11 protein-coding genes are annotated in these 11,864 nt (G+C 72.7%); 6 read left to right on the forward strand and 5 right to left on the reverse strand.

Annotated features, from left to right (window positions below):
• Positions 1 to 18 precede the first annotated feature (18 nt).
• Both ACFOSY_RS05155 and ACFOSY_RS05160 read right to left on the reverse strand, forming a co-directional pair.
• The gene (locus tag ACFOSY_RS05155) at positions 19 to 612 is read right to left on the reverse strand and encodes a TetR/AcrR family transcriptional regulator (protein WP_394305511.1); all 594 of its coding nucleotides are present in this window, start codon (positions 610 to 612) and stop codon (positions 19 to 21) included.
• Entirely contained in the window at positions 609 to 2,096 is a 1,488-nt protein-coding gene (locus tag ACFOSY_RS05160; RefSeq protein WP_394305512.1) for an MFS transporter, read from the reverse strand. The genes ACFOSY_RS05155 and ACFOSY_RS05160 overlap by 4 nt, the downstream gene beginning before the upstream one ends.
• A gap of 370 nt (positions 2,097 to 2,466) precedes the next feature.
• Between ACFOSY_RS05160 and lanA the strand changes: the two genes are divergently transcribed.
• From lanA to ACFOSY_RS05180, 4 genes are all read left to right on the forward strand, one after another.
• Positions 2,467 to 2,628 (forward strand): SCO0268 family class II lanthipeptide, encoded by a 162-nt coding sequence (gene lanA / locus ACFOSY_RS05165; RefSeq protein WP_394305513.1) that lies wholly within the window; start codon positions 2,467 to 2,469, stop codon positions 2,626 to 2,628.
• Positions 2,629 to 2,734: 106 nt separating this feature from the next.
• Positions 2,735 to 5,890 carry a lantibiotic dehydratase gene (locus tag ACFOSY_RS05170; protein ID WP_394305514.1) on the forward strand — a complete coding sequence of 1,052 codons (3,156 nt, stop codon included), beginning with the start codon at positions 2,735 to 2,737 and terminating at the stop codon, positions 5,888 to 5,890.
• Positions 5,887 to 7,260, forward strand: a complete 1,374-nt coding sequence (locus ACFOSY_RS05175; RefSeq protein WP_394305515.1) for a lanthionine synthetase C family protein — start codon at positions 5,887 to 5,889, stop codon at positions 7,258 to 7,260. Before ACFOSY_RS05170 ends, ACFOSY_RS05175 begins: the two co-directional genes overlap by 4 nt.
• Before the next feature lie 77 nt (positions 7,261 to 7,337).
• Positions 7,338 to 7,748: a RidA family protein gene (locus tag ACFOSY_RS05180; protein WP_394305516.1), complete on the forward strand. Its 411-nt coding sequence runs from the start codon at positions 7,338 to 7,340 to the stop codon at positions 7,746 to 7,748.
• 2 nt (positions 7,749 to 7,750) lie between these two features.
• Here the strand turns inward: ACFOSY_RS05180 and ACFOSY_RS05185 are convergent, their stop codons facing one another.
• The gene (locus ACFOSY_RS05185; protein WP_394305517.1) at positions 7,751 to 8,233 is read right to left on the reverse strand and encodes a GNAT family N-acetyltransferase; all 483 of its coding nucleotides are present in this window, start codon (positions 8,231 to 8,233) and stop codon (positions 7,751 to 7,753) included.
• 207 nt (positions 8,234 to 8,440) lie between these two features.
• Positions 8,441 to 9,016 carry a TetR/AcrR family transcriptional regulator gene (locus tag ACFOSY_RS05190; protein WP_394305518.1) on the reverse strand — a complete coding sequence of 192 codons (576 nt, stop codon included), beginning with the start codon at positions 9,014 to 9,016 and terminating at the stop codon, positions 8,441 to 8,443.
• A gap of 234 nt (positions 9,017 to 9,250) precedes the next feature.
• Here ACFOSY_RS05190 and ACFOSY_RS05195 point away from each other — a divergent pair, with 234 nt between their 5' ends.
• Positions 9,251 to 10,150 (forward strand): SGNH/GDSL hydrolase family protein, encoded by a 900-nt coding sequence (locus tag ACFOSY_RS05195; RefSeq protein ID WP_394305519.1) that lies wholly within the window; start codon positions 9,251 to 9,253, stop codon positions 10,148 to 10,150.
• 14 nt (positions 10,151 to 10,164) lie between these two features.
• Here the strand turns inward: ACFOSY_RS05195 and ACFOSY_RS05200 are convergent, their stop codons facing one another.
• Positions 10,165 to 11,064, reverse strand: coding sequence for an SDR family NAD(P)-dependent oxidoreductase (locus ACFOSY_RS05200; RefSeq protein WP_394305520.1), 900 nt, complete (start codon positions 11,062 to 11,064; stop codon positions 10,165 to 10,167).
• Between the two features lie 106 nt (positions 11,065 to 11,170).
• On the opposite strand from ACFOSY_RS05200, the gene ACFOSY_RS05205 reads away from it, so the two are divergent.
• Positions 11,171 to 11,836: a TetR/AcrR family transcriptional regulator gene (locus tag ACFOSY_RS05205; RefSeq protein ID WP_394305521.1), complete on the forward strand. Its 666-nt coding sequence runs from the start codon at positions 11,171 to 11,173 to the stop codon at positions 11,834 to 11,836.
• Positions 11,837 to 11,864: the final 28 nt, after the last annotated feature.

The following is an 11,864-nucleotide window of genomic DNA, read 5'->3' on the forward strand; positions in this document are numbered from 1 at the left end:
TGCATCACCCACGTAGGTTCATGCCCGCGGGATCAACTGCGCCTGGACCAGTGGGCCGTACCGTTCCACCGTCTCCTCGACAGGGGTCGACCGCACGTCCGTTCCGCGGGCGATGCCGAACATCACGCCCAGCCCGAGGAGCGCGGCCAGCGCCAGTTCCGCGCGCAGGCCCGCGTCGGGGCCGGGGAGGCGGGCGGCGAGCCGCGTGGTGACCTGGGCGCGGAAGTTGGCGCGCAGGATGTCGCCGTGGTCGCCCTGGAGCGGTGCGAAGGCGATCCGCAGCAGCGGGTCGGAGCCGTGCTCGCGCTGGCTGACCAGGACGTGCCGGACCATGTGCCGGCCCAAATCCTCCAGCGGCGCGTCGAGGAGGGCCTCGGCGTCCTCCTCGAAGGACATCACACGGGCGAAGACGGCGTCCTTGTTGCCGAAGTACTTCAGGATCAGCGGCGGGCTGACCCCGGCGCGCTCGGCGACCGCCTTGAGGGTGATGTCGGCGTGCGCCTGGCGGGCGAGGAAGTGGCGGGCGGCCCGCAGGATGGCCGCCTTGGTCGCCTCGGCGTCCCGTCGTGCGGGACGGGGCGCCTCGCCGGGCGGCGGGTTCTCGGTGCTCACGCGTCCTCCATGGCGGTGCCGTCGGCGACGGACCGGACGCCTTCCGTGCGGGTGGGCTCGTTCTCGGGGGCCGGGTCGCCGGGTATCAGCAGGGCCACGACGCTGCCCGCGAGGGCGACGGTGGCGGCGACGGAGAAGGCCACGAGGTAGCCGTGGAGGGTCGGCAGCGGGAGCCCGCCGACGAGGCTGGTGTGGTGCACCAGGACGGCGGCGACGGCGGCGCTGGAGACGGCCTGTCCGACGGTGCGCATCAGGACGTTGACGCCGTTGGCGGAGGCGGTCTGCGTGGCGGGGACGGCGCGCAGGATCAGGGCGGGGAGCGCCGAGTAGGCGAGGGTGGTGCCGATGGACACGACCGTGGCGCCGACCATGATCATGACCAGGGAGCGGCTGTCGGCGATGCGCACGCCGTAGCCGGCGGCGATGACGGCGGCGCCCAGGGCGAGGGTGATCCTCGGTCCGCGCGCGGCCGAGATGCGGGCGGAGACCGGGGACAGCAGCAGCATGACGACGCCGCTCGGCAGCAGCACCAGGCCGGTCTGGACGATGGACAGGCCGAGCCCGTAGCCGCTGGCCTCAGGGGCCTGCACGAGCTGCGCGGTGACGAGGGTGTTGGCGTAGAAGGCGAAGCCGGTCAGGAGGGCGGCCACGTGGGAGAGGCCGACGCGGGGCCGGGAGACCAGCCGCAGGTCCACCAGCGGGCGCTTGGCGCCCAGTTGATGGCGCCACCAGAGGGCGAGGACGAGGACGGCTCCGGCGAGGAGGCCGAGGATCGGGGCGCTCCCCCAGCCCCACTCGCCGCCCTGGGACACGGCGAGGAGCAGGCAGACCAGGCCGGCGGCCAGCCCGAGGGCGCCGGTGACGTCGAAGCGGCCGCTCTCGCGCACCGGTGACTCGGGCACGGCCCAGCGGATCAGCAGGACGCCGGCGGTGCCGAGGCCGGCGGTGACCCAGAACATGGCGTGCCAGTTCGCGTACTGGATGATCAGGGCCGCGGCGGGCAGGCCGAGGGCGGCGCCGATGCCGACGGTGGAGCTCATCAGCGCGATGGCGCCGTTACGGCGTTCCGGGGGGAGCTCGTCGCGCAGGATGCTGATCGACAGGGGTACGACGGAGACGGCGGCGCCCTGGAGCGCGCGTGCGGTGATCAGCAGCGCGATGTCGGCGGTGAGGGCGCAGATCACCGAGCCGGCGGTCATGAGGGCGAGGGACAGCAGCAGCACACGGCGTTTGCCGTACATGTCGCCGGCGCGGCCCAGCACGGGGGTGAGGACGGCGCCGGCGAGCAGGGACGCGGTCACCATCCAGGAGACGGTGGACGCCGAGGCGCCGGTCAGACGCGGCAGGTCGGGAAGCAACGGCACGACGACGGTCTGCATGACCGCCATGAGGATGCCGCAGTAGGTCAGGACCGGGATGGTGAGCCGGGCCCGGAGGCCGGTGCTGTCGCGGGGCGGACGGGATGTCGGGGCGGGCGACGCCATGGGCTCTCCAGCGGCAGACCTGGACGGTGATTTTCTTGGTGAATGACGATTCACCTTAGCAGTGAATCGCCATTCACCTCGTCGGGAGCGGCGCCGTCGGGACGCCGCGCGGCGGAGCCCGGGCGGCCTCCGGCCCACGCGGGCATGCCCCGGCTGGAAGGTACGGGCGACGGGAACCGGCCGCCTTCGAAGCCGGGCAGCGGGCCGCGGTCGCAGACGGGAGCGCCGCCGGACCGCTCGCCATGCCGTGATCAATGGCGTGAATTCATCTACCAGCTGTCCCGGCGGGGCGCGAAGGATACGCATGTCCGGGCCGCCACCGCGGCCCGGCGCGTTCGAGTCCGTGCACCCCAACACCCAAGGGAGAAGCATGCGTACCGAGATCGTTCTGTCCCAGGACGCCCCCGAGCTGGACCTCGACCTGGACCTCCGTGTCTCCGACCTTCCGGAGCAGACCGAGTCCTTCGGGCAGGGCACCTACACCTCGCCGAGCAGCTACGCGATCGGCACGCGCTGTCCCATCTGCTGCTGACGGGCTGATGCCCCTCAGGGGCTCTTCCGGGCGGGGCGGTGCTGGGACCGCCCCGCTCTTCCGTACGACGGTACGACGGTACGACGGCGGCGAGGAGAGCACACACGTGGCGGCGGAGTCCGTACCCCATCAGGCGTTGGCAGCATTCGACGTACGGGAGCCCGTGCTCGTCCGTATGGCGAGCCGGCCGCGCGGCACCGCCCTCGCGGGCGTCGATGCCACCGATCCGGTGCCCGGAGCACGGCGACTGGCCGCCGATCCCCTGCTCGGTCAGGCGGTCCGGGTGGCCAGCGGTACCCTGGCGCACAGTCTGGACCGTCTGACCAGCGACGAGGGCGTGGCCGCGCTGGGCCGGAAGCGGACGTTGAGCGCCGCGCGCACCCTGACGCGGTACGCCCGCCGGGCCGCCGCGCGTCCGACGCCGTTCGGTCTGTTCGCGGGTGTGGGCAGGGCCCGTTTCGGTTCCGCGGCGAAGGCGGAGCCGGGGACCGGTGAGGTCGCGGTCCGGCTCGACGGGGCGTGGCTGCGGCGCCGGGTGTCGGCCTGGCTCGCCGAGCCCTCCGTACGCCGGCGCGTGGACGTGGTCCTCAACGACCTGTGCGTCCTGCGGGACGGGCGGCTGTACCTGCGTACCGGCGGGCAGGAGCAGTCGGTGCGGGACAACGCGCTGGTCGGCGCGGTCCGCGAGCGGGCCCGGAGCCTGGTGGCGTACGGCGAACTGCTCGACTCGCTCACCGGGCGTTTCCCGTCGCTGGATGCCGGGCAGCTCGACCGCCGGCTCGCCGAGCTCGTCCGGCACGGCTTTCTGCTCACCTCGATCACCCCGCACCGCATCGACGCCGCGCTGCTGGACGGCATCGAGGCGGTGCTCGACGAAGCGCTGCCCGACGACGCGCGGGCGCTGCGGGACATCCGGGCGGCCTGTGCGCGGCATCAGCAGGACGCCCCGGGCCTGGGCGGCGACTCCTGGCGTCAACTGCTGGACGAGATACAGCGGCTGGACGTTCCCGGCACGGGCGACGACACGTACGCCAGACCGCCTGTGCACGTGGACCTCCACATCCCCGGCGAGTTCGTCGTCCCGGACGCGGTCGGTGAGGAGGTGCGCCGGTACGCGGGTGCGATCTGGGCGATCACCCCGGAGTGGACGACGCTCGCGTACATGCGTGACTACCGCGACCGTTTCATCGAGCGGTACGGCACCGCCTGCGCCGTGCCGCTCGGCGAGCTGGCCGACCCGCACCGCGGCCTCGGTCTGCCTCCCGAGTACGGCGCGGAGCCGGCGTACGCGCGCAGCGGGCCCGGCGACGAGGCGGACGCCCCGCGTCGTGCGCTGGTCGGGGAGTTGATCCAGGAGGCCGTCCTGTCCGGCGGCGACCTGGTGCTGACCGACGAGGTCGTAGGGCGTCTGGCCGGTGCCGCCCGGCACGATCCGGAGGCCGCGCCGCCGCGCGGTCTCGAACTCTGCTTCCAGGTGCTCGCCGAGAGCATCGGCGCCCTGGACCGCGGCGACTTCCGCCTGCTCGGCAGCCCGCACATCGGCGCCTGGGCGGCCGGCGCCACCGCGGGCCGCTTCGCGGAGGCCGCCGGCCTGACCGCCGAGCTGACCCGGCTGGCCGCCGGGACATCCGGATCTTCCGACGGCGAAGTGCTGGCGGCGCAGGTGGAGTTGCTGCCCCGGGAGCCGCGCGGACTCAACATCGTGCAGGTGCCGCGGCTGCTGCCGTACCGGATTCCCGTCGGCGTGCCCGACGACCGGGACGACCCCCGCTGTCTGGACTGGCGCTCGCTGCTCGTCGCCGCCGGTTCGGACGGCCTGCGACTGCTGCACCCGGAGAGCGGACGCCCGGTCCGGCCGGTGCTGCCGCACATGCTGGCCCTGGACGCGCAGGCTCCGCCGGTGGCCCGGTTCCTGATGGATCTGGCGACGGCGCGACCGCGGGTGTGGTCCGGCTGGGACTGGGCCGGGCACGACAGCCTGCCGTATCTGCCGCGTGTGCGGTACGGCCGGGTGGTGGCGATGCCGAAGCGGTGGCTGCCGGGGCGCCGGCTGCGGGACGCGGCACGTGCCAAGGGCGCCGAGGCGTGGGAGCAGGGCCTCGACGCATGGCGGCGGCGTCTCGCCGTGCCGGACCGGCTTCAGATCGCGCGCAACGACCAGATGTACCCCGTCGATCTGCGCGACCACTGGGACCGTGATCTCCTGCGCGCCGAACTGACCGCTCCACAACCTCGGTTCGTCCTCTACGAGGACATGACGGCCGATGGTGCGGGGCTCGGCTGGAACGGCGGTCACAGCACGGAGATCGTGGTGCCCCTCACCGGGGCGCGGCCCTCCGGCGGTGCGGCGCAGACGACGGGCGGGGAGCGGGCGCGGTCCGCGCCTCCGGTCAGGCGGGCTCCCACCCGGTTCCATCTGCCGGGCGAGGACTGGCTGTTCGTCAAGTGGTACGCGGAGCCGTCGGCCCACGAAGCCCTGCTCGCGGATCATCTTCCCGCCGTGCTCGCCGAGATCGAGGACGACGTCGACCGTTGGTTCTTCGTGCGGTACCAGGATCCCGAGCCGCATCTGCGGCTGCGTTTCCACGGTGCCGGCGAGGCCTTGAACGGCCGGGTGCTGCCCGCGCTCAGCCGTGCGTCGCGCGGGCTCGTCGAGAGCGGGGCCCTGCGTTCGATGACTGTGGACACCTACCGGCCCGAGAGCGACCGGTACGGAGGGGAGGCCCTTCAGGAGGCCGCCGAGCGTCTCTTCCGCACGGACAGTCTGTCGGCGATCGTGCAGGTGCGTGCCGCGCGGGCCGCGGGGCGGGCTCTCCCCGCGGACGTGCTCGCCGGGCTCGGACACGCGGTGCTTCTGGAGTCGCTCGGGGACTGGGACTGGTGCGGCTGGGTCGACCGGATGTTCACCAAGACCGAGGAGCACGAGGTCTACCAGCGGCACCGTGCCCTCGCCGACCGGCTGATCACGCCGGGGAGCGTGGTCGCGGCGGCTGCGGAAGCGCTACGGGCGCCCGCGCTCGGTGCACTGTGGTCCGAGTCGCCCGAGCCGCGTGCGTACGGCCGGCTGCTCCTGTCGGCAGCGGAGGCCGACCGCGACGAGGCGCTGTTGTCGCTGCTGCACATGCGGCACAACCGCGGGTTCGGCATCGACCGGTCGGCGGAGGCGCGGGGATACGCGGTGCTGCGGGGCGCGGTACGCAGTCATCTCGGGCGGCGGCGGCACGGCGGCGCGGACGCGGACGGCAACGGGAGCGGTCGATGAGCGGTGCGACGGACGTGGCCGGGAGCGGTGGCACTCGGGGGACGGCGAGCCGCAGCACCGCCCAGGGGCTGAGGGAGCGAGCCGGTGCCGTGTCCGCCGAGATCCTGGACCGGCTGTCAGACCCGGCCGCCACGACGGCGGCCACGCGCATCCCGGCCGAGGCCGCGGACGACGGGCGCGCGGAGCCGGTCTGGGCCGAGCTGACGCTGGGCAGCGGCAGTCCCGGACTGGCGCTCGCTTTCGCGGGGGTCGCCCGGGACGCGGCGCGGCAGGTCCCGCGCGCTCACGCGTACCTGACGACGGGCACACGTGCCGTCTCGGGCGGGGCCGCCGCCGCGAGCGGGATCTTCAAAGGGCCCGGTGCGCTGGCGTTCGCCGTGCTGGTCGCCCACCGCACCACCGGCGGATACGTCTCCGCGCTGGAGCGGTTCGACGCCTACCAGCGCGATCTCGTACGGACCGTTCTGCCGCCGGTCGAGGACCGGCCGTTGCCGACCATCGGGCACTACGAGGTGGTCCGTGGACTGACCGGAGTAGGCCGCTATCTGCTGGCCCGGGCGGAGACCTGCGAGGAGGCGCTGACGGCGGTTCTCCACCACCTCGTGCGTCTGTCGCTGGGCACCGTGCGGCATCAGGGCGCACAGGTGCCGCGCTGGTGGGCTCTGGACGCGCCCCGGATCGGTGCGGAGCGGGCGTTCCCCGGGGGTCATCTCAACCTCGGCCTGTCGCACGGCGTCGCCGGGCCTCTCGCGCTGCTGGCCCTGGCGTGGGAGCGCGGCGTGCGGGTGCCGGGGCAGCAGAACGCGATGGAGGCGACGGCCGACCTGCTGCGGACCTGGGCGGTGGCGGACCGGCACGGCGTCTTCTGGCCCGGCTACCTGTCCTTCGCCGAATGGCAGCGCGGATCCGCCGCCTACGACGGAGCCGCGAAGTGGCCGGCCTGGTGCTACGGGGCTCCCGGGGTGTCCCGCGCGCTGCAACTGGCCGGGCGGGCTCTCGGCCGGACGGACTTCTCGGACCTCGCCCGCGCCTCGGTGGACCGGCTGCTCGCCCTCCCCCGGGCGGACTGGGGAATCAACGACCATGCGCTGTGCCACGGTTGGGCCGGGGCACTGCACCAGCTCGGCCGGCTCAACGAGGAGTGGCGGGATCCGCGGCTGAGCGGGCTGCGGGACGACATCGCCGCCGAACTCCTGTCCGCCTTCGACCCGACGCTGCCGTTCGGACTGCGGTTCACGATGACGAAGGTGCCGTTCGCTTCCGACGTGTCCGGCTACCTGGACGGCGCCGCCGGTGTCGCGCTCGCGCTGGACTCGTACGCGGTGGACGGCACACCGGCCGACTGGGACATGCCGCTGTTGCTGGCGTGACGGGGTGCTGAGGGGGGGTGACGCGCGCCGGGAAAACGGCGTGCGCCGGGGGCGTTCGTGACGGGATACTCGCGCCCATGACGGGCCCGATCACACGCATCAATCCGCCTCAGCTGCACGCGACGCCGGGGTACCACCACATCACCGTCGTGGAGGCGGGGCGGACGGCCTACCTGGCGGGGCAGGTGCCGCTCGACCCGGCCGGGGAGCTCGTCGGACCGGGTGATCTGGACGCCCAGATCGACCAGGTCGCGGCCAACGCCCTCGCGGCCCTGAACGCGGTGGGCGCCGGACCGGAACATGTCGTCCGATCGGTGATCTACGTGGTCTGCGCCGGTGAGCCGGTCCTCGGCGCCGCCTGGCGAAGCCTGAACTCGTCGGTCATCGGACCGGCGTTCACCACCGCGAGCACGCTGTTGGGGGTCACCCAGCTGGGTTTCTCCGGGCAGTTGGTCGAGGTCGACCTGACAGCGGCGCTGCCCGGCTGACCTCAGCGGCGCGGCCGGCCGGGGCGCCACACGTACCGGACGTCCGGCTCCCGTTCCTCGTTGTACCGGCCGTCGGTCCACTCCTCCGCGACGAAACCATGTCGCTCGTAGAAGCGACGCGCCGCTTCGTTGACCTGGAACGTCCACAGCGTCAGCCCTGACGGGCTCCGCTCCTTCGCCAGGTCCACGAGGCGTCCGCCGATGCCTCTGCCGTGCCAGGCGGGGTCGATGTAGAGCTGGTCCAGGTCCTCGCCGTCCAGCACCATCATGGCGACGACCGTCTCGTCCACCGTCGCCACCCAGGTCTCCCGGGCGGGTACGACCACCTCGCGGATCCAGGCCCGCACCTCGTCGTCCGTGTGCGCCCGGCGCACGCCCGGCAGCGCCGCCGTGAAGGAGCGCAGCCACACCTCGGCGACGGCGGCGGCATCGGGGCCGGCCGCACGGCGGACGACAACGTCGTTGGTCTGCACGTCGGTCTTCACGGCCACGCATGCTCGCAGACCCCCGGGTCCGGACGCACCCGAGTTCTCCACGCCCCCCGTGTGCTGACGGTGGCGGTGCCCGTCGTCGCCGGGAGGCGCCGGGCGCCGCCCCTATGTGCGGTCGGCGCGCGCCGCCCGGCCGCGGCTGCCGGTCGGCGCGGCGGCAAAAGGCGTTCAAGGCGGCTGCCGGGAGATGCAGCAGACCGTTCAGGGGACCTGGGGAACCGGGGAATCCCGGGGAGTCAGCACCTGCTGGAGCAGCGTGCCGTACCGCGACACCAGTTCCGTGCGGTCCATGCGGAGCAGGCCCTGGTCCCCGGCCACCCACAGGGCGTAGAGGAGCCCTCCCGCCACGGCGGCCGCCGTCCGCGCGCGGCGGTCGGCGTCCGGGCCGGTCAGCCGGCGGCGCAGGGGCTCGACGAAGAGGTGCTCGTGCGTGTCCCTCAGCCGGTCGCGGATGTGCGGTTCGTTGCTGCCGTGAACCAGCGCGAGGAAGACGCCGCGTGCCGAGCCGCCGAGGTCGAGGAGGAGTTCGGCGAGGCGTTCGCCCAGGCGCTCCAGCGGTACGTCGAGCAGCGGTCCGACGTCGAGCGTCAGGTGCATCGTCTCCAGGAACAGCAGTTCCTTGCTCTTGAAATGACGGATCACCAGGGCGGGGTCCGTGCCGGCCTCGGCGGCGATCCGGCGGACGGTGGTCCGTGAATAGCCCCTGGTCCGGAACAGTTGGGCGGCGGCCGAGTGGATGGACTCGCGGGTCGACACGCGGGAGCCGGTCTGCAGCATGCGGGTCAGGATAGGCGGCGGTGCGCTTCGCGACTGCGCGTTCACACGTTCACAGCGGCCGGACGCGGATTGCGTGTGCGTTTCGAGAAGTTCGGTCAACAATGTTGACTCCCGATCGGGGCGGCTGCACATTACTTGACGGTAGAACCAGCCGGTAACCGCTCGGTCAGGCGCCCTTCCCCGCACCCGCAGCCCCGCACCCGCAGCCCCGCCCTCCCTCCGGAAAGGGATCACATGCAGAAGCATGTCTCGCGCCGTACCGCCATGCGCCGCAATGTCATGGCCGCATCATGCGCGCTGGCCGGTGTGCTCGCCCTGAGCGTCACCGCAGGCGGCACGGCCCAGGCGTCGTCGTCCGACCCACTCCGGTACGTCGCCCTCGGTGACAGCTACAGCGCCGGCTCCGGCGTCCTGCCCGTGGACACGAGTAACCTGCTGTGCCTGCGCTCCACGGCGAACTACCCGCACGTGATCGCGGACCGGACGGGCGCCCGCCTCAAGGACGTGACCTGCGGCGCCGCCGAGACCAAGGACTTCACCTCGTCGCAGTACCTGGGCGTCCCGCCGCAGGTGAACGCGCTCGGCGCGGACACCGACCTGGTGACGCTGACGATCGGCGGCAACGACAACGGCACCTTCATCAACGCCATCACAGCCTGCGGCAGCGCGGGGCTGCTCACCGCGGGCAAGGGCAGCCCGTGCAAGGACCTGTACGGCACGACCTTCACCGACCAGATCGAGAAGAACACGTACCCGGCGCTGAAGAGCGCTCTGCGGGCCGTACGCGCCAAGGCGCCCAACGCCCGGGTGGCGGTCCTGGGTTACCCCTGGATCACCCCGGAGAAGGCCGACCCGTCGTGCTACCTGAAGCTGCCGATCGCCGCCGGTGACGTGCCGTACCTGCGTGACGTGCAGACCCACCTGAACGCGGCGGTCGAGCGCGCCAGCGAGGAGACGGGCGCGGTCTTCGTCGACTTCTCCCGCGTCTCCGACGGCCACGACGCGTGCACGCCCCTCGGCACGCGCTGGATCGAGCCCCTGCTGTTCGGCACGAGCCTGGTGCCCGTCCACCCGAACGCCCTGGGTGAGCGGCGGATGGCCGAGCACACGATGGAGGTTCTGGGCCTGGGATGAGGCCGGCCGTGCCGTCACACGGGGAACGTCACGCCCGTGAGTTCCTCGGAGACGGTCCACAGGCGCTGCTGGACGGCTCGGTCGTGGGAGTCGCGGCTGGACTGCACCAGCTGCGGGTGGCCGCGGACCTCCTGGAAGCCGCCGGGGCCGTAGTACTGGCCGCCGCGCACGTCGGCATCGGTGGCGGCGCGCACCGTGGGCAGGGCGCCCATCGCGGCGTTCTGTGTGATCAGCGGGGCGAGCCAGGTGATCGGCAGGCGGAACGCGGCGGGCGAGTTGCGGAGCAGCTCGGTGTTGGAGACGCCGGGGTGCGCGGCCACCGCGACCGTGGTGCCGTGCCGCGCGAGCCGGCGCTGGAGTTCGTACGTGAACATCAGGTTGGCCAGCTTCGACTGGCCGTACGCGGCGACGCGGCTGTACGAGCGCTCCCAGTGCAGGTCGTCGAAGTGGATGGCGGCGCGAATGCGGTGGCCGGCGCTGCTGACCGTGACGACGCGGGAGCCGGGGACGCCGAGGAGCCGGTCGAGCAGCAGGCCGGTGAGGGCGAAGTGGCCCAGGTGGTTCGTGCCGAACTGCAGCTCGAAGCTGTCGGCGGTGGTCCGCTTCGGCGGGTACATCACGCCCGCGTTGTTGATCAGCAGGTCGATGCGCGGGTGCAGGGATCGCAGCTCGGCCGCCGCCGACCGGATCGAGGTGAGGGAGGCCAGGTCGAGGGCCTGGACGCCGACGTCGCCGTTGATGCGGGCGGCGGCCTGCTTGCCCTTCTCGACGTCCCGGACGGCCAGGACCACCGTGGCGCCCCGCTCGGCGAGCATCCGCGCCGTCTCGAAGCCCAGCCCGGTGTTGGCGCCGGTCACGATCGCCACCCGGCCGTGTTGGCCGGGGATGTTCCGCTCGTCCCACTTCTCACTCATGACGCACCCCTGAAGCTTTAAGGAACCGCTGGTCTGTTAGCAACGAACGTAAGAGACCGACGGTACAATGTCAAGAGACCGATGGTCTGTAAGCTAGACTGCGGGCATGACCTTCAAGCGGGCGCGAAGCGAGGAGCAGCGGGCGATACGCCGCCGGGCGATCCTGGACACGGCGGCCGCGATGCTCGACGAGATGCCGGTGGCCGAGGTCAGCCTCAACGAGCTCAGCCGGCGCGTGGGCCTGGCCAAGTCCAACGTCCTGCGCTACTTCGAGTCGCGCGAGGCGGTGCTGCTGGAACTGCTCGACGACTTCCTGGGCAGCTGGCTGGAGGTCTTGGCGGACGAGCTCGCCCAGGAGATCGACGCGGGAGCGGGACCGGAGGTGCGGGCACGCCAGGCGGCCGAGGTGATCAGCCGGTCGCTCGCGGAGCGCACGGTGCTGTGCGACCTGTTCGGCGCGCAGGGCGGCGTTCTCGAACGCAACGTCTCGGTCGAGGTCGTCAAGCGGCACAAGCGGGCGTCCATCGCGAGGCTCGCGACCATGGCCGAGCTGCTGCGCGGCCACGTGCCCGAGATCGGTGACGCCGCGGAGAACTTCTGCCTGATGGCCCTGGCCGTGGCGGGCGCCCTCGACACGTACGTCCCGCCGCCGCCCAGTGTGCTCGCCGCCTACGCGGAGGAGCCCGAACTGAGCGTGTTGCACATGGAGTTGCCGGACGCGCTACGGCTCGCCGTGACGTCGCTGCTGCTGGGAGTGCTCCCCCGCGACTGACCAACGCCTGCGGCGGCGGACGGAGTTC

The sequence above is a fragment of the Streptomyces lusitanus genome (genome assembly GCF_042647945.1).
GTDB classification, from domain to species: Bacteria; Actinomycetota; Actinomycetes; order Streptomycetales; family Streptomycetaceae; genus Streptomyces; species Streptomyces pseudogriseolus.